Below are 22,388 nucleotides of genomic sequence, written 5' to 3' on the forward strand. Positions count from 1 at the left end.
AAATAGCAAAAGCGTGTTTCAGGTGTGCAGGCTGTCCAGGGCCACCGTGTGCTGGATGCCAAGGCTGCCATCGGCCGTCCGCACCTCCATCACCACCTGGGGTTCCTGCGCCTCCCACAGGATGTGGATCATGCCGAAGTTGCGCTGGGTCACGGTGCCGATGGGCAGGCGGTTTAGATTGGGGCCGGGTAGGGGCCAGAAGTGGGTCAGGCCGCTGCTGGTGACGTCATAGAGGGGATAGGGTGTGCCCCGCGTCAGGACGCTGATCTCGCCGTAATGAACTTCGCCGCTGAGGAACAGGACGCCGCCGGCGCCCGTGCGGGCGATCAGGTCGGCCAGGCGCTGGCGCTCCAGGGGGAAGTTGGTCCAGGCCTCATAGCCCCGGTGGCCGGCGGCATAGGGGATGCTGGATCCGATCAGGCGGACGCGGGCCGGTCGCCGCAATTGCGTCTCCAGCCAGCGCCACTGCGCGGCCCCCAGCATGGTGGCCGCCGGGTCCAGGTTGGGCAGATAGGGGCCGAAGCCGCTCTTGGCCGTGCGTTCCGGCTCGTCATGGCGCAGCAAGGGGCTGCGGTTGTAGCGCAGGTCCAGCAACAGGATCTGGACACGCCGCTCCGGCGGGCCCAGCTCCAGCGCGTGGTAGACGCCATCGGGGCGCGTTCGGCGGGGATCGTTCGCGGGCACCTGGAAGAAATCCAGGAACAGGGCGCGTGCGGCCTCCTTCCCGGGAAAATCGGCGCCGCCATCATGGACGCCATAATCATGGTCGTCCCAGGTGGCCTCGATGGGCACCTGGGCGCGGAAGGCCCGGAATTCGGGGGAGGCGTCCAGCCGCTGGTACATCTCGGCCAGCGCCGGGATGATCCCCACCTTGGCCGTCACGGCGTCGTCGGCGTAGACGGTGTCGCCCAGGAACAGGAACAGATCGGGGTCGGTCGCGGCGATGGCCGGCCAGATGTCCTGCGCCATTTCCGGATGGTCGCAGCAGCCGAAGGCGATGCGCGTCAGGCGTTCCCCAGCGACACGCGGCACCGGGGCCGCCCGCCCCAGGCGGGTCAGCAGCGTGGCGCCTGTGGCGGCCAGCAGGGAACGGCGGTTGAACATCGGGCACCCTCGGGCTGGAGGGCCCCGCCGGTGGCGGCGGGGCCCGGTCAGGCTTTACGTGTCGGGCTCAGTATTTGGTGCGCAGGGTCACGACGAAGGTGCGCGGGCTGCCCAGGAAATAGCGGCCGGATGTCAGCGGATTGCTGGTGGTCAGTTCCATGCCGATGCCGGCCAGGTAGTGCTGGTCGAACAGGTTATCGACGTTCACCGCGATCTCGGTGTCGTGCAGGGGGCCCGTCCACCCGTCCTCCAGGCGATAGGTCGCCGACAGGCCCATCAGGGTATAGGCCGGCATGTATTCCCGCGGGTAATAGGCCGGGCCCCCGGCCACCACCGTGTTCTGCACCGCGCCATAGGTTCCGGCCTGGCGGCCGACATAGCGGGCGTTGACCATCAGGCGCAGCGGGTCGATGGGACGCCAGCCCACCTCGCCATACAGGCTGTGGCGCGGCTGGCCCAGCACCGGGTCGCCCTTGGCGATGCCCTCCGCCGGGGTCGCGACTTTGTAGAAGGCGTCGTTGAAGGCGTAGTTGCCGTAGAGGTCGATGGCGCCGAACTGGGCGGTGGCGGTCAGTTCCACACCGCGTGAGGTGATGCCGCCCTGGTTCAGGAAGGTGGTGGTGGCGTCGCGGCTGAAGATGTCCCCGTCCGGGTTGCCGTTCTGGATGGAGATGCGGTTGTCGTAATCGATCCAGTACCCCTGGACGGAGAAGCCGAAATTGCCCAGGGCCCAGCGGGCGCCCACGTCGTAGTTGGTGGAGGTCTCGGGCTGGATGCCCTTCTTGCTGTCGATGGCGGCCGTGCCCTCGAACACGCTGTCGGGCAGGGCGCTGAAGTTTTGCGAGCCGCTGGCGAACAGTTCCAGGCTGTCGGTCAGGTGGTACAGCAGGCCCACCTTGGGCAGCACGTCGGAATGAACGCTCAGTTCGCGGGTGCCGGCGAATTCCACGGGCGACCGGTAGGTCTCATCGAAGTCCTGGTAGGTCAGGCCGGCCGACACCTCCACCTTGCTGTCCAGGAAGCGCAGCTTGTACTGCCCGTAATACATGTGCGTGTCGGACGCGTAGTGGCGATCCTGGGTGATGGAGTACAGGCCACTGTCGCTGTAATCGTCGCTGAGCTTGGGATCGGTGACCTTGTACCAATTGCGGGTCTTGGCGCGGTCGATATGCTCGACCCAGATGCCGGCGCGCAGTTCCTGGTTGTCGCCGATGGTGCCCTTCAGCTCGCTCAGGCCGCCCTCGCGGTCCATCTCATAGCCGCCCTTGCGGCGGGAGGCTTCGCGGGCGCCCCACTGGCTGGTGGGGTTCATCTGATATTTGGCGGCGGCCGGGCAGCCGGCGGCCTTCAAGGCCGCGGCGCTGGTGCCGCCGGGGTAGGTGACGGCCGCCACCGGGATCAGGGCGCCGCTGGCGGTGTGGGCGTACTGGTTGCCGTAGCATTCCTGCACCGTGCCGGTGGCCTTGCCGCCCGGCGCCACCGCGCTGTACAGCTGGCCGTTGGCCGGCAGTTGGACGTAAGGTACGTAGAACCAGCCCGCCCCCTCCTCATGATGGTAGTAGGGCTTGACGGAGAAGGAGATGTTGTCCGTCAGGGGTGTCGAAATATCGATGTGGCTGAAGTATTCACGGCTGTCGATGCCGCGTGTCTTGCGGTTGTTCTGGTCGATGTTGGGATCGCCGGTCCAGGCGTCGGTCAGGCCATCGGTATTGGGATTGGTCTCGAAATTGGCCTTGTAGAAGGGCGCGCTGACGGCGCGCAGGGCCACGGCGTCGTAATCGTTATCCGACAGGTCGTTGTAGCTGAAGCTGGCCTTCACCCTGGCGCCGTTGTCGAATTCCTTCACCATTTTGAAATCGACATGATCGCGCTTGCTCTCGCCCGACTGGGCGCCCGGCCAGGTGTTCAGTTGCTCATGCGAATAGCTGACATAGGCCGTCAGGCCGCGCGCGATCTCACCCGTGTCCAGCCGGGCGAAGGCGCGGCGGTAACCGACATCGCCGCCCGACAGCTCCGCCGCGCCGCCGGCGGTGGCGGCGGGGTCGCGGCTCTGGAAATCGATGTAGCCGCCCAGGGCCTGGTTCGACGGCGTGCCGATCTCACCCGCCGATTGGGAGACGGAGATGCGCTCCAGATTGCCGCCGTCGATCAGGCGCGACGGCATGGTGCCGCCGTTGGACAGGGTGGAGCCATTGGGGATGCCATCGACGGAAACCCCGATCTGCTCCTTGTTCAGCCCGCGCATGCTGAGGCGCATGGAAAAGCTGCCGGTCATGGCGTCGCTGGACCCCACCAGCACGCCGGGTACCCGGTTGATCATCTTCAGGGGATCCAGGCCGGGCGGCAGTTCCTTTATGGCTTCCGCGTCCACGACGCTGTTGGCCCGCGTCTCGCCGATGCCCAGCTTATGGGCGGTGATGACGATCTCATCCAATTGGGCGTCATCGGTCCCTGTCCCCTCCGCCGCCTTGGCCGTTCCCGCGACCAGCCCGGCCAATATCCACAGCGAGGCCCCAGCCAAGGCCGCCCCCGTCAATCCGTTCCCCCGCTCCGCCATCCGGCGCCCCATCATCCGCTTCATGCCCCAATACCCCTTCTTGGTTTCGGCCCGCGCTTGATCCCCGCGGCGCCCGCCGAGGTGTCATGATCTGTCGCGGGCCCTTGATGAAACGTTTCATATTTAAGGGGCGACTGTTCCGCAATGTCAACTTATACGTTTCACTTAAATGTCACGAAAAGCGGCGTCCTTCCTGATCCGTCGCCGAAGGGGTGGTGTCAGGGGGCGGGTGGGGGTGCCACGGTCCCGCGTTCGACGTAGGTCACGTCGAACACCAGGCGGCGCCGGGATTCGGCTGGCTTGGCGATGCGGCGCAGCAGGGTGTTCACCGCCTCGATCCCCATCTCCTCCACCGGGATATTGATGGTGGACAGGCCGGGGAAGGCCAGCGCGCCGTAGGGGATATTGTCGAATCCGATGATGGAAACATCCTCCGGCACGCGCAGGCCCCGCTGGCGCAGGGTGTTGATGGCGCCCAGCGCGATCAGGTCGGCACCCACGCACAGTGCTGTGGCCGAGCCCTCCGCAACGGCGGCGGCCACCGCCGGCTCCAAGTCGAAGGAATAGGCGTTGTGCAGGTGCCAGGCCAGGGCGTCGTGCCGGCGCAGCACCTCGACGCTGCTTTCCGATCGCTGGCGGGAGCTGCGCACGTCTGTCGGTCCGGAAATGACCCCGATACGGCGATGCCCCGCCCGGATCAGCCGTTCCGCCGCCATGCGCCCGCCGGAATCCACGTCGATCTGGATCAGGTCGTGGCGAGGGTTGTCGCGGTCCAGCACCAGCACGGGCAGGCCGCCGGTAAGGTCGGCCAGCGTGTCCTCGTCATTGATGGGGAACCAGATCAGGCCGTCCACGCCGCGCTGGATCAGGGCCTGCGCGGCGGCGCGCTCCGCCTCGTGCGATCCTTGCGTGTCGGTGACGAAGACGCTGTAGGCGCTTTCCCGCGCCGCGTGGACGACGTTCTGCGCCAGGGCTGGGAAGAAGGGGTTGGTCAGGTCGGGCAGGATCAGGCCGATGGCGCTGGTCTTGCCCGTGCGCATGGCCTTGGCGCTCAGGTTGGGGCGATAGCCCAGGCGCGCCGCGACCTCCAGCACGTGGCGGCGTGTATCCCCGCCCACGGAGCCGACGTCGTTCAGCGCGTATGACGCCGTGGCCACCGACACCCCCGCCGCCAGCGCCACGTCCTTCAGGGTGGGCCGTTTGCCGCCGCTTTCATCCTTAGTCATCAGGGGGCTCTAGCTTAAGGGCCTTGGTTAAACGTTTGTGATCATTTCAGCCGCATCCCGCCGGAAATGGGAAGGGCCATGGTCGCACTTCAGTTGACTGGGCTGATGGTGGCCCGTCAAGCACAGTCGCTGGATGAATCGTTTAAAATAAACCAATCTCGCCTTGACGGCCGAAAAATGCCAAGCAAGCATAGGAAACACAGGGAAATAGAGCGGTGGACTTGGGCTGCCGAGCATGCCCTTTTGCGCCTAAAAAATGAAACGTTTAATCAAAATGGACTGCCCCGCCGTGGCAACGGCGGGGCGGCAACGGACAGGGCATGAACGATGGGAGTTACCATGATGAGACTCATGCGGGTGACGACGGCGGCGGCACTGGTGGCGCTGGTGGCGGGGGAAGGGGCGGTGGTTGCCGGGGCGGCGGAAACGGCGGACGGCCCGCCCGCCTTGGAGGAGATCGTGGTCACGGCGCAGAAACGGACGGAAGATCTGCAGCAGGTGCCGCTATCCGTCAGCGTCATGAACGGCGACGACATGCGCGGTCTGGCGGTGTCGGGGGACGACATCCGGGTGCTGTCTGGCCGCGTGGCCAACCTGAATGCCGAGTCCACCTTTGGCCGCGTCTATCCGCGCTTCTACATCCGGGGCCTGGGCAACGAGGACTTCACCCTGAACGCCTCGCAGCCGGTGGCGCTGTACTATGACGACGTCGTGCTGGAGAACCCGGTGCTGAAGGGCATGCCCGCTTTCGACCTGGAACGGGTCGAGGTGCTGCGCGGCCCCCAAGGCACGCTGTGGGGCAAGAACACCACGGCGGGCGCCGTCCATCTGGTGTCCCGCAAGCCCACGGACGCGACCGAGGGATACGCCGATGTCACCTATGGCAATTTCAGCAGCTACACTGCGGAATCGGCGGTGGGTGGCAGCCTGGGCGACGGCCTCGCCGCCCGCGCATCCGTCCTGTACCAGCACCGCGACCCCTGGGTGCGCAACGAGGTGACGGGGAACAAGCTGGACGGCTATGACGACGTGGCGGCGCGGGTGCAGGTGCAGTGGAAACCCGGCGAGCGCTTCACCGCCCTGGTCCAGGCCTTCGGCCGCTCATTGGACGGCACCTCCACGCTGTTCCACGGCGCCGGCAGCGATGCGACCGTCGGCGTCCTGCCCTTCGACAAGTACGACATCGCGGAGGAGAGCGATAACAACAACCGGCAGAAGGTGACCACGCGCGGTGTCACCCTGAACGCCGCCTATGAATTCGACGACGTCACCCTGACCTCCATCACCGCCTGGCTGACCGGCAGCATGTTCAGCGTCGGCGACGTTGATGGCTCCCCCCGGCCGGCTTTGGTCAACGCCTCCGATGTCGATGGGCTGACCCAGGTGACGCAGGAACTGCGTCTCGCCTCCAACCCCGGCGGGCCCTTTGGTTGGCAGGGCGGCCTCTATTATTTCTCCGAGGACTTGGACTACTGGAACACCACCGCCAACAATACCTTCCAGACGGCGGATGGCATGCCCGGCTTCGGCGCCTATCAGCGGGCGCGGCAGCGCAGCCACAGCGGTGCGGCCTTTGGCCAGGCCAACTATGCCCTCACCGAGCGCCTGACCCTGGCGGCCGGCCTGCGCTACACCGTCGATGCGGTGGACTTCTGGCAGGACTCCTCCTCCTTCACGCCCAAGCCCACTGACCTCGCCGCCTTCCCCAACTTCGCCACCGATCCGTTTTACAAGGTGGCGGGCCGGGGGCCCGGCCCCTGGTTTCTGCCCCGGTTTTCCAGCACCGACGGCCGCTGGGGCAAATTCACCTACGATGGCAGCGTGGCCTACCGCCTGGATGAACAGGTCAACCTCTACGCCCGCGTAGCGGAGGGGTACCACGCCGGCGTGATCACGGGGCAGGCCATGTTCGACCCGCTGCAGAAGGCCGATCCCGAGACGGTGACGTCGTACGAGGCCGGGGTGAAAGGCGACTTTTTCGGTCGGCGATTGCGCACCGACCTGTCGGTCTTCCACTACGTCTACCGTAACCAGCAGCTGGTGGCGTACAGCACCCTGGCGGCGGGGCAGGAGATCATCCGCCTGATCAATGCCAAGGGCGGCATCGGCACCGGCTTAGAGCTGGAGACCAAGCTGCAGGTGACCGACGGCCTGTTGCTGGGCGCCAATCTCGGCTTTGTGAAGACCGAGATCCAGGGCCCGACGGAGGTGGACGACCCCCGCAACCCCGGCCACCCCCTGGACATCGCCGGCCAGCCCTTTCCTTTCGCCCCGCGATGGACCGCCTCGCTGACGGCCAACTACACCTATCCGCTGGGTGGTGGGCGGGAGCTGTTTCTGGGTACCGACTGGACCTATCGCGGCGACGAGAATTTCCAGCTGACCAGCTTCGTCCAGCCGCAATTCCAGGGGCAGGGATATTGGGAAGGCGGGGCCCGGGCGGGCTATCGCTTCGGCCGCACCCAGGTCGCGGCCTGGGTGCGCAACATCACCGACGCCTCCGTCCTGACCAGCGCCGTGAACGTCAACGGCTATGCCGGCGTGTTCACCAACCCGCGCACCTATGGCGTGGAACTGTCCACCCATTTCTGAAGACCAGCGATCCCCGGGGCAGCCCGGGGACCAGGAGCGACCATGACCGATACCCTTGCCCCGCCCTTGGCCCCATCCTTGGCCGATTTCATCCGTGGCCTGCCCAAGGCGGAGCTGCACCTGCACATCGAAGGCAGCCTGGAACCGGAGCAGATGTTCGCGTTCGCCCGCCGCAACCGCGTGGCGCTGCCCTTCCGCACGGTGGAGGAGGTGAGGGCGGCCTACGCCTTCACCAACCTTCAGGACTTCCTGGACATCTATTACTAGGGCGCCCAGGTGCTGCGCACGGAGGAGGATTTCCACGACCTGGCGCTGGCCTATTTCCGCCGGCTGGCGGCCGACGGCGGCGTGCATGCCGAGATCTTCTTCGACCCCCAGACCCATACCGACCGTGGCATCCCCTTCCGGGTCGTGGCCGATGGCCTGCTGGCCGGCATGGCGGCGGCGGAACGGGAGCTGGGCGTCACCTCCCACCTCATCCTTTGCTATCTGCGCCATCTGGATGAAGAGGCGGCCTTCGCCACCCTGAAGGCGGCGGAGCCTTATCTGGACCGCATCAAGGGCGTCGGCCTGGATTCATCCGAGGTGGGCAACCCCCCGTCGAAGTTCGCCCGGGTGTTCCAGGCGTCGCGGGAGCGGGGGCTGAAGCTGGTGGCCCACGCGGGGGAGGAGGGGCCGCCCGACTATGTCTGGCAGGCGCTGGACATTCTGGGCGTGGATCGCCTGGACCATGGCAACCGCGCGCTGGAGGATGCGGACCTCACCCGCCGCCTGGTGGACCAGGGCACGACGCTGACGGTGTGCCCGCTGTCCAACCTCAAGCTCTGCGTCGTGCCCAGTCTGGAGGCGCATCCCCTGCGGCGCATGCTGGAGCTGGGCCTGAGGGCGACGGTCAACGCCGACGACCCGGCGTATTTCGGCGGCTATCTGCTGGACAACTACGTCCGCGTGGCGGCGGCCTTGGGACTGGACCGGGCGCAACTGGCGCGGTTGGCCCGCAACAGCATCACCGGCTCCTTCCTAGACGTAACCGCCCAGGCGCCGCATCTGGCGAGGTTGCGGCAGATTGAACCGGATCGGGATTGATGGAGGCAACTGGCTTTGAGTCCGGCGGCCGCCCAATGTCTCCTTGCTGGCCCCGAGGTCGATTTTAAAGAGGCGGGCCATGTCTGGAATGTCCCGCCGTGATTTTTGCGGCACCCAATCCTCCAGAGCGGCCATGACGGCATCGGCGGAGCCATCGCGCAGCGCTTCGAAGGGCCGTGTCGGCGAGCGGCCCTTCGCCCTCCACCTTCCTATACTTTCAAAGTATAGGTTAGGCGTAAAAGGTATTTGTCTTTTTCGGACGGGAAAATTACCGTCGCGTTGATCTAAACAAGAGATACAAGGTGTCATGCGCCATATTGGCTATTTATAATACTATATTAATTTTGATTATTGTTCCATTTTATTCACGCTATGTTTAAGTAATTTTATAAACGCAGACGGAGGCACTTGATGACCACCATCACTACCGCAGACGGCGTAAACATCTTCTACAAGGATTGGGGTTCAGGCCAGCCGATCGTCTTCAGCCACGGCTGGCCGCTTACGGCGGACGACTGGGACGCCCAGATGACCTTCTTCCTTCGTCACGGCTACCGGGTGGTCGCCCACGACCGGCGCGGCCACGGCCGGTCTGACCAGCCGAGCACCGGCAACGACATGGACCACTGGGTTGCCGACCTCGCGGCCCTGACCGAGCACCTCGACCTGCGCGATGCGATCCATGTCGGGCACTCCACAGGTGGCGGTGAGGTGGCTCGCTATGTCGCCCGCTACCCGGAGCGTGTCGCGAAGGCGGTACTGGTCGCGTCCCTGACTCCGAACATGTACCGGAGCGAGAACAACCCGTCCGGTCAGCCGCCGGAGTGGTTCGAAGCGATCCGCGCGGGCGTGCTGGGCAACCGGTCGCAGTTCTACCGGTTCGTCCCTGAGAATCCCTTCTACGGCTACAACCTCGACGGGGCCGAGCCCTCGGAGGCGGTCATTGCGAACTGGTGGCGTCAGGGCATGGCCGGTGGTGCCCTGGCTCACTATGCGACTGTCGAAACTTGGCTGGAAGACTATACCGAAGACCTCAAGAAGATCACCGTGCCGGTGCTGGTGATGCATGGCGAGGCTGATCAAGTCGTCCCCTTCGCGAGTTCCGTGCCGCGCGCGGTCAATCTGCTCAAGAACGGGTCGCTGAAGACCTATCCGGGCTATCCCCATGGCATGCTGACCACACATGCGGATGTCCTCAACCCCGACCTGCTCTCGTTCATCAGGTCTTGACGGCATCGACCGGACCGCGAGCGTCACCCCAACACCGGACGGACGATCAGTGTCGGCCTTACGCGGGAAGGGGACTGGCGGAGGAATCGGGATGAGGCCTCAGCGAACCGGCACCGGACGGAACGGCTGCCTGGCCTTGTGCATGGTCAGCGCCGTTCCGACGGCCTGGGCTATGGCGTGCGCGCGGTCGTCGACGCCGGCCCAGACGGCGCCCCGGACACGGGGATCAACCTCCAGCAGCTTGACGCCGGCGGCCACTTCCGTTCCGTCCCGCACCACGCCGCGCAGGATGCCGTCGAAAGGGGCCTGGACGGCGGCGGCGCCCAGATAGCCGATGACATAGTCTTTGAAGACGCGGGAACCGATCTCCATCGCCGTATGCCAGCGGCCGGGGAAGGCGGAATAGGCGAAGCGTTCCGCCCCGCGGTTGCCCAGGGGGCGGACGATGCCGTCCGCGGGTTCCGTTGCACCCTCCCGCACCAGGGCGCCCTGCTTGCCGGGCTTGGTCTCGATGGCGAAGTCGCAATTCTCCCCGGCGGTGAAGCCGGGGCCGAGGCCGACGGTGATCTTGGCCAGGCGGCGCAGGTCGGGGGTGGTGCTGTATTTCTGCAGCCGGGCGTCAACCAGCAGATCCAGCGTCCGGATGACGATCAGGTCCAGCAAGCCCAATTCGGTGATGACCACGCCCTGGCGGCGGGCCAGGGCCGCCGCCGCGGCCATGCCACCGTCCACCCGTTCGGCGGCGATGCCCGCCAGGGTCACCGGATCGTCGAACAACGCGTCGTGGAAGGCCATCTTGCGGCGGATGACGGGGGGCGACGGGTCATGGGACATGACCACGCCGTAACCCTGCTGGTGAAGCCGGATCGCCACGGCGGAGGCGATCTCATTGGTGCCCAGGATGATGGCGTAGGGCGCACGATCGGTCATCACGGCGTTCCAGTGCTCTTGGGGGTGGGGCAGGGGCTGTGCGGGTGGGAGCAGCCGGTGGGGACGGTGTCCAGATCGACCGCCAGGCCCAAGTGATCGCGCAAGCTCTCGAACCCGGCATGACGCTGACCGTCCACCTCCGCCAGCGGCCGGCGGATCAGCAGCGGATCGACCAACATGAGGCTCAGGGCGGCGGCCGGGTCCAGGGCGGCCGGATCGATGGTTCCCGCCTTCACGGCGGGTGCCGCCGGGTTGAACCAGGTGGCGACGGGCGCCTGGCCGAAGAAGCCGCGCAGCCGTTCCGCCGTCCAGGGCTCCGCCAGCAGGTCGCGGACCAGCACCGTATGCCCCGCCGCCTCCAGCGCGCGCCGCTGGCGGGCGTTGGTGCGGCAGCCGGGCTTTTCATAGAAGACAATGGCACTCATGCCAGTCGCACCAGGGCGGCGCCGCCGGCACGGCCCAGCACGGTGTCCACCTTGCGGCGCACGTCGGCCAGGGCCAGCGGCTTGACCAGCGCGCCGTGGGCGCCGGCCGTCAGGGCCTGCAGCGCCAGCGACTCCTCCGCCTTGGCGCAGACGATCAGCACCCGCACGCCGGGGAAGGCGCGGAGCAGGTCGCCCACCAGGCCCACGCCCCGGTCCGCCAGGAAGGCGGCGCCCAGCAGCACCACGTCGGGTTTCAGCCAGTCCACGCCCTTGGCGTAGGCCTCCTCCGGCGTCGCCAGCTCATGCGCCTCGATCTCGTCATGCAGCATGAACTGCAAGGCGGCGCGGGTGATCTCATCCTGGTCCACGACGAAGACCCGCCGTTGGTCCACGGCCTTGGCGGTCTCGACACCAATCTGCATGGCGCGCCCTTTCCAATAATGGGCTGCCCCGTCCCGGGCATCGGGGTGTCCACAGCAATTTCCGTTCCGCTGGCGCTTGTATCCCGGGAGGCCTTGGGGGGCCGGGCTTTTCCCGGGCGGGCGGGCGGCGGCGGCCTTGTTCCGTTTGCGACAGCCGCACACCGCCTGTCGGGTTCGGCACATCTTTGTCGGGAGCGGGGTAACTGATTAAACTATAATCATATCAATAGCTTATTGAAAATCCCCCACTTGGCACAGCGGTTGCTGAAATACCGGTCGGCTAGTGAGGGCTGAGTGCACGCCTACGCGTTGTCGAGCGATGTGCTCCTTCCCGAAATCCGCGGGCCAGCTTCTGCGAACGAGGATCGCCCCGGCCTCAACCGGGGCATTGGCAATCGGCTCAACAATCGGTTCAAGGAGACCTTGAATGTCGGCACTGCGACAGATCGCGTTTTACGGTAAGGGTGGCATCGGCAAGTCCACCACCTCCCAGAACACCCTGGCGGCCCTGGCTGAAATGGGCCACCGCATCCTGATCGTCGGCTGCGATCCCAAGGCGGATTCCACCCGCCTGATCCTGCACGCCAAGGCCCAGGACACCATCCTCAGCCTGGCCGCCGCCGCCGGCAGCGTGGAGGACCTGGAGATCGAGGATGTCATGAAGGTCGGCTACCAGGACATCCGCTGCGTGGAATCCGGCGGTCCGGAGCCGGGCGTGGGCTGCGCCGGCCGCGGTGTCATCACCTCCATCAATTTCCTGGAGGAGAACGGCGCCTATGAGGACATCGACTACGTTTCCTACGACGTGCTGGGCGACGTGGTGTGCGGCGGCTTCGCCATGCCCATCCGCGAGAACAAGGCGCAGGAAATCTACATCGTCATGTCCGGTGAGATGATGGCCATGTACGCGGCCAACAACATCTCCAAGGGCATCCTGAAGTACGCGGTGTCCGGCGGCGTGCGCCTGGGCGGCCTGGTCTGCAACGAACGCCAGACCGACAAGGAACTGGAACTGGCGGAGGCCCTGGCCAAGAAGCTGGGCACGGAGCTGATCTATTTCGTGCCGCGCGACAACATCGTGCAGCACGCGGAGCTGCGCCGCATGACGGTGCTGGAATACGCGCCGGACAGCGCCCAGGCCAACCACTACCGCAACCTGGCCAACCGCATCCACAACAACGCCGGCAAGGGCATCATCCCCACCCCCATCACCATGGACGAGCTTGAGGACATGCTGATGGAGCACGGGATCATGAAGGCCGTGGACGAAAGCATGGTCGGCCGGACCGCCGCCCAGCTGGAACTGGCCTGAGCCGGAACCGGCCTGATCGGCGACGGCCGCCGGTGCCGCCCGGTTCCTCCGCATGGGGGCCGGGCGCGCGCCAGCGGGCTTTCTTCACCGGGGAACATGAGGACAGCGAAATGAGTATGTCGGAGACGCAGAGCGTTGCGGAGATCAAGGAACGCAACAAGGAACTGATTGCCGAGGTCTTGCAGGTTTACCCGGAGAAGACCGCGAAACGGCGCGCCAAGCACCTGAACGTGCATGAGGCCGGCAAATCCGATTGCGGCGTGAAATCCAACCTGAAGTCCATTCCGGGCGTCATGACCATCCGCGGCTGCGCCTACGCCGGATCCAAGGGTGTGGTGTGGGGCCCGATCAAGGACATGATCCACATCAGCCACGGCCCCGTGGGCTGCGGCCAGTATTCCTGGGCGGCGCGGCGCAACTACTACATCGGCACGACGGGCATCGACACCTTCGTAACCATGCAGTTCACCTCCGACTTCCAGGAGAAGGACATCGTTTTCGGCGGCGACAAGAAGCTGGCCAAGATCATCGATGAAATCCAGGAACTGTTTCCGCTGAACAACGGCATCAGCATCCAGTCGGAATGCCCCATCGGCCTGATCGGTGACGACATCGAGGCGGTGTCGAAGGCCAAGTCCAAGGAATACGAGGGCAAGACCATCGTGCCCGTGCGCTGCGAAGGCTTCCGCGGCGTGTCGCAGTCCCTGGGTCACCATGTCGCCAACGACGCCATCCGCGACTGGGTTTTCGACAAGAGCGCGGCCAAGCCGGCGGCGTTCGAGCCCAGCCCCTACGACGTGGCCATCATCGGCGACTACAACATCGGCGGCGACGCCTGGTCATCCCGCATCCTGCTGGAGGAGATGGGCCTGCGCGTCATCGCCCAATGGTCGGGTGACGGTACCCTGGCGGAGCTGGAGAACACGCCCAAGGCCAAGCTGAACGTCCTGCACTGCTACCGTTCGATGAACTACATCTCGCGCCACATGGAAGAGAAGTACGGCATTCCCTGGTGCGAGTACAATTTCTTCGGCCCCAGCAAGATCGCCGAATCCCTGCGCAAGATCGCCAGTTACTTCGACGACAAGATCAAGGACGGGGCCGAGCGCGTCATCGCCAAGTACCAGGCGCTGACGGACGCCGTCATCGCCAAGTACCGCCCGCGTCTGGAAGGCAAGACGGTGATGCTGTTCGTGGGCGGCCTGCGGCCCCGCCACGTCATCGGCGCCTATGAGGACCTGGGCATGGAGGTGGTGGGCACGGGCTATGAGTTCGGCCACAACGATGACTATCAGCGCACGGCCCAGCACTACGTCAAGGACGGCACGCTGATCTACGACGATGTGACCGGCTACGAGTTCGAGAAGTTCGTGGAACGCATCCAGCCGGATCTGGTCGGGTCGGGCATCAAGGAAAAGTACGTCTTCCAGAAGATGGGCGTGCCCTTCCGCCAGATGCATTCCTGGGACTATTCCGGCCCGTATCACGGCTATGACGGCTTCGCCATCTTCGCGCGGGACATGGACATGGCCATCAACGCCCCCGTCTGGAAGATGGCCAAGGCCCCCTGGAAGGGCGCGGCGCAGCCCCGCCTGCTGGCAGCCGAATAAGGCGCCCTCGTACGACGTTCTTCGGAAAGGTTTCCATCATGACGCAGAGTGCCGAAAACGTGCTCGACCATTTCGAGCTGTTCCGTGGCCCGGAATACCAGGAGATGCTGGTCAACAAGCGCCAGCAGTTCGAGAACCGCCGCGATCCGGCGGAGGTGGAGCGGGTGCGGGAATGGGCCAAGACGCCCGAGTACCAGGAAAAGAACTTCGCCCGCGAGGCGCTGACCATCAATCCGGCCAAGGCCTGCCAGCCGCTGGGCGCCGTCTTCGCCGCCGTCGGCTTTGAAAGCACGCTGCCCTTCGTGCACGGCTCCCAGGGCTGCGTCGCCTATTACCGCAGCCATTTCTCCCGCCATTTCAAGGAGCCGTCCTCCTGCGTGTCGTCGTCGATGACCGAGGACGCGGCGGTGTTCGGCGGGCTGAACAACATGATCGACGGGCTGGCCAACGCCTATGCCATGTACAAGCCCAAGATGATCGCCGTCTCCACCACCTGCATGGCGGAGGTGATCGGCGACGACCTGAACGCCTTCATCAAGACGGCGAAGGAGAAGGGCTCCGTCCCCGCCGAATATGACGTGCCCTTCGCCCACACCCCCGCCTTCGTCGGCAGCCACGTCACCGGCTACGACAACGTCATGAAGGGCATCCTGGACCATTTCTGGGACGGCAAGGCCGGCACCGCGCCCAAGCTGGAGCGCCAGCCCAACGGCAAGATCAACTTCATCGGCGGTTTCGACGGCTACACCGTCGGCAACCTGCGGGAGATCAAGCGCATCTTCGGCCTGATGGGGATAGACTACACCATCCTGGGCGACAGCAGCGACGTCTGGGACACCCCCACGGACGGCGAATTCCGCATGTACGACGGCGGCACCACCCTGGAGGAGGCGGCCAACGCCATCCATGCCAAGGCCACCGTTTCCATGCAGGAATACTGCACGGAAAAGACCCTGCCGTTCATCGCGGCGCATGGGCAGGAGGTCGCGGCCTTCAACCACCCGGTGGGTGTCGCCGGCACCGACCGCTTCCTGATGGCATTGGCCCGCCTGACGGGCACGGAGATCCCGGTGGAGCTGGAGCGGGAACGCGGCCGGCTGGTCGACGCCATCGCGGACTCCAGTGCCCACATCCACGGCAAGAAGTTCGCCATCTACGGCGATCCCGACCTGTGCCTGGGCCTGGCCGGATTCCTGCTGGAACTGGGGGCGGAGCCAACGCACGTGCTGGCCACCAACGGTGGCAAGGCCTGGGCGGCAAAGGTGCAGGCGCTGTTCGACAGCTCCCCCTTCGGGAAGAACTGCCACGTCCATCCCGGCCGCGACCTGTGGCACCTGCGCTCCTTGCTGTTCACGGAGCCGGTGGATTTCCTGATCGGCAACACCTACGGCAAGTACCTGGAGCGTGACACGGGCACGCCGCTGATCCGCATCGGCTTCCCCATCTTCGACCGGCACCACCATCACCGCTTCCCGTTGTGGGGCTATCAGGGTGGGCTGAACGTGCTGGTGACCATCCTGGACAAGATCTTCGACACGATCGACCTCAACACCAACGTCCCATCCAAGACGGACTACAGCTTCGACATCATCCGCTGACGGCGGGCTTGGCCTCTCCGTGGCGCCTTCCCCAAAGGCGCTCGCGTCCTGGCCGCGCCGCTTGGTTTCCCTGGATGTTTCCCTTGGAACCGGCGGCGCGGCGCTTCTTGACCCGTTCAGGTGAGGAACCCGGAAATGAGTTCGCTGTCGGCCACCATCCAGGATGTCTTCAACGAGCCCGCCTGCGGCAAGAACGCGACCAAGTCGGCGTCAGAGCGCAAGAAGGGCTGCACCAAGCAGCTGCAGCCGGGCGGGGCGGCCGGCGGCTGCGCCTTCGACGGCGCCAAGATCGCCTTGCAGCCGCTGACCGACGTGGCCCACCTGGTGCACGGCCCCATCGCCTGCGAGGGCAATTCCTGGGACAACCGGGGCGCCAAATCCTCCGGACCCACGCTGTGGCGCACCGGCTTTACCACCGACATCAATGAGACGGACATTGTCTTCGGCGGGGAGAAGCGGCTGTTCAAGGCCATCCGCGAGATCATCGAAAAGTACGACCCGCCGGCGGTCTTCGTCTATCAGACCTGTATCCCGGCCATGACCGGCGACGACATCAACGCCGTGTGCAAGGCGGCGCGGGAGAAGTTCGGCAAGCCGGTCATTCCCATCAATTCCCCGGGCTTCGTCGGGCCCAAGAACCTGGGCAACAAGCTGGCGGGCGAGGCCTTGCTGGACCACGTCATCGGCACCGAGGAACCGGACGAGACGACGCCCTACGACATCAACATCATCGGTGAATACAATCTGTCGGGCGAGCTGTGGCAGGTGAAGCCCCTGCTGGATGAACTGGGCATCCGCATCCTGTCCTGCATCTCCGGCGATGGGCGCTATCGCGAGGTGGCCTATTCCCACCGGGCGCGGGCGGCGATGATGGTGTGCTCCAAGGCCATGATCAACGTGGCCCGCAAGATGGAGGAACGCTACGGCATCCCCTTCTTCGAGGGGTCGTTCTACGGCATCGGCGATACCAGCGACAGCCTGCGCCAAATCGCCCGGCTGCTGGTCGACCGGGGCGCGCCGTCCGAGCTGCTGGACCGGACGGAGGCACTGATCGTGCGGGAGGAGGCACGGGCCTGGGCCGCCATCGCGCCGCTCAAGCCGCGCTTCGCCGGCAAGAAGGTGCTGCTGATCACCGGCGGCGTGAAGTCCTGGTCCGTGGTGGCGGCCCTGCAGGAGGCGGGGCTGGAACTGGTGGGCACCAGCGTCAAGAAATCCACCAAGGAGGACAAGGAGCGCATCAAGGAACTGCTGGGCCAGGATGCCCACATGATCGAGGACATGACCCCACGCGAGATGTACCGCCTGCTGAAGGATGCCAGGGCGGACATCATGCTGTCGGGCGGCCGGTCGCAGTTCGTGGCGCTGAAGGCCGCCATGCCCTGGCTGGACATCAACCAGGAACGCCACCACGCCTACATGGGCTATGTCGGCATGGTGACGCTGATGGAGCAGATCGCGCGCACCCTGTTCAACCCGGTGTGGGAGCAGGTGCGGCGCCCGGCCCCCTGGGACGACCCGGCCAACACCTGGCAGGCCCGCGCCGACGCCCAGCTGGCGGCGGAGGCCGCCGATCCGGAGACGGTTGAACAGGCCCGGCGGGCTGGCGCCGTCTGCACCTGCAAGGGGGTGGATCTCGGCACCATCGAGGACGCGGTCCGCGCCCATGGGCTGACATCGCTTGACGACGTGCGCCGGCACACCGCGGCGGGCACCGGCTGTGGCGCCTGCGCCAGCCGGGTGGAAGACGTGCTGGCTGCCCTGCCGGCCCTGGCGGCGGAGTAGGGGCCATGGCGACGGTCACCCACGTCAAGAAGGCCTGCACGGTCAACCCGCTGAAGATGAGCCAGCCCATCGGCGCCGCCCTGGCCTTCATGGGCCTGCGCGGCGCCATGCCCCTGCTGCACGGGTCGCAGGGCTGCACCTCCTTCGGGCTGGTGCTGTTCGTCCGCCACTTCAAGGAGGCCATCCCCTTGCAGACGACGGCGATGAGCGAGGTCGCCACCGTACTGGGCGGTTACGACAATGTCGAACAGGCCATCCTGAACATTCACAAGCGCACCAAGCCGGAGATCATCGGCATCTGTTCCACTGGCGTCACCGAGATCAAGGGCGACGATGTGGAGGGTTATATCCGCCTGGTGCGGGAACGCCACGCCGAGGTGGCGGACCTGCCGCTGGTCCACGTCTCCACCCCCGACTTCAAGGACGCGTTCCAGGATGGGTGGGGCAAGGCCGTGACCCGCATGGTCCAGGAACTGGTGGCAGCACCTTCGGCCGATGCTGCGCGCGACCCGGCCAGGGTCACCATCCTGCCCGGCTGCCACATGACGCCGGGCGACCTGGACGAGCTACGCACCATCCTCGAGGATTTCGGGCTGCAGCCCAGCTTCCTGCCCGACCTGGCGGGATCGCTGGATGGCCACATTCCAGAAGACTTCACTCCCACCACCATCGGCGGCATCGGCGTGGATGAGGTGGCGGGCCTGGGCGTCTCATCCTGGGCCATCGCCATTGGTGAGCAGATGCGTCCGGCGGCGGAAGCCTTGCGGGACAGGACGGGTGTGCCCTTCCGCCTGTTCCCCCGCCTGTGCGGGCTGGAGGCGACCGACGCCTTCATCATGTTTCTATCGGAGATCAGCGGCCGGCCGGTGCCCCTCAAATACCGGCGGCAGCGCGGACAGCTGGTGGACGCCATGCTGGACGGCCACTTCCACATCGGCGGCCGCAAGGTCGCCATCGGGGCGGAGCCCGACCTGCTGGTCCATGTCGGCGGCATGCTGCACGCCATGGGCGCCCACATCACCGCCGCCGTCACCACCACCCATTCGTCCGTGCTGGCCGGGGTGGAGACGGACGAGGTGCTGATCGGCGATCTGGAGGATCTGGAGCGGCGGGCGCGGGAGCGGGAGTGCGACCTGCTGATCACTCATTCCCATGGGCGCCAGGCGGCGGCCCGCCTGGGCATCCCGTTCTTCCGCATGGGCCTGCCCCTGTTCGACCGGCTGGGGGCCGGACACCTGGTTTCCGTCGGCTACCGCGGGGCGCGGGATCTGATTTTCTCCCTCAGCAACCTGGTGATGGCCGACACCGAACAGCATCACGAGGCCACCCCCGACACCTGGCGGGTGGTGGATGGGGACGGCGCTCAATCGAAAGGGGAAGCCGCATGAAGGTCGCTTTCGCCACGCAGGACATGAAGCGGGTCGACGCCCATTTCGGCTGGGCCCGCAACATCGCCATCTACGAACTGGATCCCGACGGCTATCGCCTGCTGCAAGCGGTGGAGTTCGCCGGTGATTTGCAGGAGGACGGCAACGAGGACAAGCTGGCGCCCAAGATCGAGGCGATCAAGGACTGCGCCATCCTTTATGTCGCCGCCATCGGCGGGTCAGGCGCCGCCCGCGTCGTCGCCAGCAACATCCACCCCATGAAGGTCACCCAGCCGGAACCCATCGAGGACCTGCTGGAGCGCCTGCGCGCCGTGCTGAACGGCACGCCCCCGCCCTGGCTGCGCAAGGCCATGGTCAAGGGGGCCGCCCGCACCCTGGATTTCGAGGATTGAAACCCATGTCCGACGTTCTGGATCTTCCGCCCGAAACGGTGGCGGCGCAAAGCCCCTTCATCCGCCAGCTGATCGTGATCTGGCGCGCCCAGGACACCCACGGCACCTGGGAGGGCAAGGCCGACCTGGATTTGCTGGAGCCCTACATCGTCGACAAGGAGAAGCGGCGGCAGCTGCCCATCCTGGGCGATCCGGATCCGGAAACCATCTGGCGGCTGGAGCTGTTCTTCAACGCCGTGGCGCTCAGCATCGAGCAGGCGACGGGCGTGATGGTGTCGCCCATGCTGAAGATGAGCCATGAGGGCTTCGGCCGCATGGTGCTGATCGGCGGCCGGCTGGTGGTGGTGAACAAGCAGTTGCGCGATGTCCACCGCTTCGGCTTCGACACCCTGGCCAAGCTGGCGGAGGAGGGGGGCAAGTACGTCCAGGCGGGCGTGGACATGATCGGGCGCTTTCCCGACGTCGCCCGTTATTGAGCGGATGGGGGAATTGCCATGAGCGATGTCGAGGCTCTGAAGAACGAGATCAAGAAGCAGTCGGCCCGGGCGATGCAGGCCAAAATGGACCTGCACGACCTGTCGGAGGAACTGCCCGTCAACTGGACCTCCATCCTGGAGGTGGCCCAGCGCGCCCACGACGCCTTCGCGGCGCTGGAGCGCAAGCGGGCCGACCTGAAGACGCTGGAAACCGCCGGGGCCACCGCCGCCCAGCTGTCCGTCGCGCCCTAGAAGGAGCCCGCCCCCCATGTCCTCGCTCACCCGCGACGGCCGGTCCTGGCAGCCGGATTTCCTGATCGCCATCGATGCCAAGCGCTGCATCGGCTGTGGCCGCTGCTTCAAGGTCTGCGGCCGTGGGGTCATGATCCTGAAGGGCCTGACCGAGGAGGGCGACCTGGTCGATCTCGGCAATGACGATGACGATGATGAGATCGAGAAGAAGGTGATGGTCATGGATGACGCGGGCGCCTGCGTCGGCTGCCGCGCTTGCGCCCGCGTCTGCCCCGCCAACTGCCAGACCCATGCGCCCCTGGCGGCGGACGCGGCGTGAGGGAGTGATGCGTGTCGCCGATGCGTATGGCTGGCTGATGGAGCGGGCCGGGGGGGAGGCCGATCCCTTCGACCTGCACGTCGTGGCCAGCATCCTGGCGCTGGCCTGGGCCGAGGCGGTGGCGGGGCGGGGATCGCTGCCCTTCTGTACCGGGCTGGACGGGGTGACGCTGGGGGCGCTGGCCCTGCGGCTGTTCCCCGACGCCTGGCCGGGCATAGCCGCCCTGGCCGACGGCCCCGCCAGTTTGGGGGATGATGAGTTGGCGGTGCGCGACCTGTTGTGGATGTACGCGGATGGCGGCACGGATCTGCAGCGCGACCTGACGGCGATGATCGCCCGCCGCTGCAGCCGCCCGAACCACCTGTGGCAGGATCTGGGCCTGCGCAACCGGGGTGAGCTGTCGTCGCTGATGCGGCGCCACTTCAGCGGCCTCGCCCGCCGCAACAGCCAGGACATGAAATGGAAGAAGTTCCTGTTCCGCATGATCTGCCGGTCGGAGGGCTTCACCCTGTGCACCGCGCCGGTCTGTACCGAGTGCGATGACTTCGACGCCTGCTTTGGCGCGGAGGATGGCGAGGCCATGCTGGCCCACATCCGCTCCGGCCGCCCACCGCTCGCCCCCCACCGCTTGCCCACTGAAGACGCCGCCCATGTCCGAGACGTATGTCCTGTGCCGCGTGGATGAGATCCCCAGCCGCAAGGCCAGGGGATTTCAGCTGTTGCGCGTTGATGGCGATGGGGCGCACCGGCCCTGGGCCATCATCGTCGTGCGCTGGGGGCGGCAGGTGGTGGGCTACGTCAACCGCTGCCCGCACAACGGCGTGCACCTGGACTGGGAACGCAACCAGTTCCTGGATCCGGACGGCACGCGGCTGATGTGCGGCAAGCACGGCGCCCTGTTCGACCTGGGCACGGGCCTGTGCGTGGACGGCCCCTGCCGGGGCGTCGGGCTTGAGCCGGTGTCGCTGGCCGTAGAGGACGGCGACATCTGCATCACCGGCGTCACCCTGGTGGAAGAGGCGCCGTAGCGCCCCCGCCCTATATCAGACCGGCCGGTTCTCGTTGCGGTTTTTCACCGGCAGCATCTGCGCCACGCCATCCTCATAGCTTATGGCCGGATAGCTCTGATCGAAGCGTCGGGCGACATCCAGCAGCACGTCCAGCTTGCCGGCGGTGTCCAGCTTCTTGATGTCGTTCTTGTCGACGCCCATCAGGTCCATCATCTCCTTCCACACGGTCGATTCATCGCAGGGCAGGACGATAAAGGTGATGCCGTCAAGGGTGACCTGGTAACCGGCCAACAGGTCGATGTTGTTGCAGAAGATGAAGTACTTGCCGCCGGACCGCAGCAGACCGGACAGCACCTCCGACACGTCCTTGAGATAGGCGAAGGAATGGACGTAGCCCGCCAGCACGGGGATCGTCGCCTCCCCCTCCTGCGCGTAGGTCAGCACCTGTTCCAGCTTGTACTCCGGCGGGCGCTTCTCATCCGCGATGTGCGGCTGGAACTTCAGGGCGATGTCGCCGCGAAAGCCGAAGCGGCCGGGCTTGGTCGTGGCCGCCTTCAGCACGGCGTTCATCAGCCGGTCTTCCTGGGCCAGGCGGGCCAGGGCGGTTTTCTCGATCGTCGTCGCGGTGGTCGTCATCGGGATGCGGCTCCTGTTCGTGGGAGGGCCCGCGGGGGGCG

21 protein-coding genes and 1 pseudogene are annotated in these 22,388 nt (G+C 66.0%); 15 read left to right on the forward strand and 7 right to left on the reverse strand.

Annotation, left to right across the window (positions count from 1 at the left end):
- Positions 1 to 18: 18 nt before the first annotated feature.
- From FBZ89_RS07670 to FBZ89_RS07680, 3 genes are all read right to left on the reverse strand, one after another.
- Positions 19 to 1,104 (reverse strand): alkaline phosphatase D family protein, encoded by a 1,086-nt coding sequence (locus FBZ89_RS07670; protein ID WP_145749431.1) that lies wholly within the window; start codon positions 1,102 to 1,104, stop codon positions 19 to 21.
- 67 nt (positions 1,105 to 1,171) lie between these two features.
- Positions 1,172 to 3,685, reverse strand: coding sequence for a TonB-dependent receptor domain-containing protein (locus FBZ89_RS07675; protein WP_145749432.1), 2,514 nt, complete (start codon positions 3,683 to 3,685; stop codon positions 1,172 to 1,174).
- A 194-nt stretch (positions 3,686 to 3,879) separates the two neighbouring features.
- The gene (locus FBZ89_RS07680) at positions 3,880 to 4,887 is read right to left on the reverse strand and encodes a LacI family DNA-binding transcriptional regulator (RefSeq protein ID WP_145749433.1); all 1,008 of its coding nucleotides are present in this window, start codon (positions 4,885 to 4,887) and stop codon (positions 3,880 to 3,882) included.
- A 78-nt stretch (positions 4,888 to 4,965) separates the two neighbouring features.
- On the opposite strand from FBZ89_RS07680, the gene FBZ89_RS07685 reads away from it, so the two are divergent.
- The 4 genes and pseudogenes from FBZ89_RS07685 to FBZ89_RS07700 all read left to right on the forward strand — a co-directional run bounded on the left by FBZ89_RS07685 (position 4,966) and on the right by FBZ89_RS07700 (position 9,795).
- Complete coding sequence (locus FBZ89_RS07685; protein ID WP_145749434.1) at positions 4,966 to 5,211, forward strand: hypothetical protein; 246 nt, start codon at positions 4,966 to 4,968, stop codon at positions 5,209 to 5,211.
- Between the two features lie 15 nt (positions 5,212 to 5,226).
- A complete protein-coding gene (locus FBZ89_RS07690) occupies positions 5,227 to 7,479 on the forward strand; it encodes a TonB-dependent receptor (RefSeq protein WP_145749435.1) in 2,253 nt (750 codons plus the stop codon).
- A 42-nt stretch (positions 7,480 to 7,521) separates the two neighbouring features.
- Positions 7,522 to 8,565: pseudogene (locus FBZ89_RS07695) on the forward strand (adenosine deaminase).
- A gap of 411 nt (positions 8,566 to 8,976) precedes the next feature.
- On the forward strand, positions 8,977 to 9,795 hold the full coding sequence (locus FBZ89_RS07700) for an alpha/beta fold hydrolase (RefSeq protein WP_145749436.1): 819 nt from the start codon (positions 8,977 to 8,979) through the stop codon (positions 9,793 to 9,795).
- A 99-nt stretch (positions 9,796 to 9,894) separates the two neighbouring features.
- Here FBZ89_RS07700 and FBZ89_RS07705 read toward each other — a convergent pair whose 3' ends face one another.
- Genes FBZ89_RS07705 through FBZ89_RS07715 form a run of 3 tightly spaced genes read right to left on the reverse strand, consistent with a single transcriptional unit; the run spans position 9,895 to position 11,572 of the window.
- Positions 9,895 to 10,725, reverse strand: a complete 831-nt coding sequence (locus FBZ89_RS07705; RefSeq protein ID WP_145749437.1) for a xanthine dehydrogenase — start codon at positions 10,723 to 10,725, stop codon at positions 9,895 to 9,897.
- Positions 10,725 to 11,150, reverse strand: coding sequence for a thioredoxin domain-containing protein (locus FBZ89_RS07710; protein WP_145749438.1), 426 nt, complete (start codon positions 11,148 to 11,150; stop codon positions 10,725 to 10,727). The genes FBZ89_RS07705 and FBZ89_RS07710 overlap by 1 nt, the downstream gene beginning before the upstream one ends.
- Entirely contained in the window at positions 11,147 to 11,572 is a 426-nt protein-coding gene (locus FBZ89_RS07715) for a response regulator (RefSeq protein WP_145749439.1), read from the reverse strand. The genes FBZ89_RS07710 and FBZ89_RS07715 overlap by 4 nt, the downstream gene beginning before the upstream one ends.
- A gap of 427 nt (positions 11,573 to 11,999) precedes the next feature.
- On the opposite strand from FBZ89_RS07715, the gene nifH reads away from it, so the two are divergent.
- The 11 genes from nifH to FBZ89_RS07770 all read left to right on the forward strand — a co-directional run bounded on the left by nifH (position 12,000) and on the right by FBZ89_RS07770 (position 21,729).
- On the forward strand, positions 12,000 to 12,884 hold the full coding sequence (gene nifH, locus FBZ89_RS07720; RefSeq protein ID WP_145749440.1) for a nitrogenase iron protein: 885 nt from the start codon (positions 12,000 to 12,002) through the stop codon (positions 12,882 to 12,884).
- 110 nt (positions 12,885 to 12,994) lie between these two features.
- On the forward strand, positions 12,995 to 14,494 hold the full coding sequence (gene nifD / locus FBZ89_RS07725) for a nitrogenase molybdenum-iron protein alpha chain (protein ID WP_145749441.1): 1,500 nt from the start codon (positions 12,995 to 12,997) through the stop codon (positions 14,492 to 14,494).
- Between the two features lie 38 nt (positions 14,495 to 14,532).
- On the forward strand, positions 14,533 to 16,092 hold the full coding sequence (nifK, locus tag FBZ89_RS07730) for a nitrogenase molybdenum-iron protein subunit beta (protein WP_145749442.1): 1,560 nt from the start codon (positions 14,533 to 14,535) through the stop codon (positions 16,090 to 16,092).
- 135 nt (positions 16,093 to 16,227) lie between these two features.
- Positions 16,228 to 17,874, forward strand: a complete 1,647-nt coding sequence (nifE, locus tag FBZ89_RS07735) for a nitrogenase iron-molybdenum cofactor biosynthesis protein NifE (RefSeq protein WP_145749443.1) — start codon at positions 16,228 to 16,230, stop codon at positions 17,872 to 17,874.
- Between the two features lie 5 nt (positions 17,875 to 17,879).
- On the forward strand, positions 17,880 to 19,262 hold the full coding sequence (nifN, locus tag FBZ89_RS07740; protein ID WP_145749444.1) for a nitrogenase iron-molybdenum cofactor biosynthesis protein NifN: 1,383 nt from the start codon (positions 17,880 to 17,882) through the stop codon (positions 19,260 to 19,262).
- On the forward strand, positions 19,259 to 19,654 hold the full coding sequence (gene nifX, locus FBZ89_RS07745; RefSeq protein ID WP_145749445.1) for a nitrogen fixation protein NifX: 396 nt from the start codon (positions 19,259 to 19,261) through the stop codon (positions 19,652 to 19,654). The genes nifN and nifX overlap by 4 nt, the downstream gene beginning before the upstream one ends.
- Positions 19,655 to 19,659: 5 nt before the next feature.
- Positions 19,660 to 20,130 carry a NifX-associated nitrogen fixation protein gene (locus FBZ89_RS07750; protein ID WP_088871192.1) on the forward strand — a complete coding sequence of 157 codons (471 nt, stop codon included), beginning with the start codon at positions 19,660 to 19,662 and terminating at the stop codon, positions 20,128 to 20,130.
- 18 nt (positions 20,131 to 20,148) lie between these two features.
- Complete coding sequence (locus FBZ89_RS07755) at positions 20,149 to 20,382, forward strand: CCE_0567 family metalloprotein (RefSeq protein WP_088871193.1); 234 nt, start codon at positions 20,149 to 20,151, stop codon at positions 20,380 to 20,382.
- 16 nt (positions 20,383 to 20,398) lie between these two features.
- A complete protein-coding gene (gene fdxB / locus FBZ89_RS07760; protein WP_145749446.1) occupies positions 20,399 to 20,701 on the forward strand; it encodes a ferredoxin III, nif-specific in 303 nt (100 codons plus the stop codon).
- Positions 20,702 to 20,708: 7 nt separating this feature from the next.
- Positions 20,709 to 21,386, forward strand: a complete 678-nt coding sequence (locus FBZ89_RS07765) for a nitrogen fixation protein NifQ (protein WP_145749447.1) — start codon at positions 20,709 to 20,711, stop codon at positions 21,384 to 21,386.
- On the forward strand, positions 21,352 to 21,729 hold the full coding sequence (locus FBZ89_RS07770) for a Rieske (2Fe-2S) protein (protein ID WP_145749448.1): 378 nt from the start codon (positions 21,352 to 21,354) through the stop codon (positions 21,727 to 21,729). Before FBZ89_RS07765 ends, FBZ89_RS07770 begins: the two co-directional genes overlap by 35 nt.
- 15 nt (positions 21,730 to 21,744) lie before the next feature.
- Here the strand turns inward: FBZ89_RS07770 and FBZ89_RS07775 are convergent, their stop codons facing one another.
- Positions 21,745 to 22,347, reverse strand: a complete 603-nt coding sequence (locus FBZ89_RS07775) for a hypothetical protein (RefSeq protein WP_145749449.1) — start codon at positions 22,345 to 22,347, stop codon at positions 21,745 to 21,747.
- Positions 22,348 to 22,388 lie beyond the last annotated feature (41 nt).

The organism is Nitrospirillum amazonense, from assembly GCF_007828045.1.
Lineage (GTDB): Bacteria > Pseudomonadota > Alphaproteobacteria > Azospirillales > Azospirillaceae > Nitrospirillum > Nitrospirillum amazonense_C.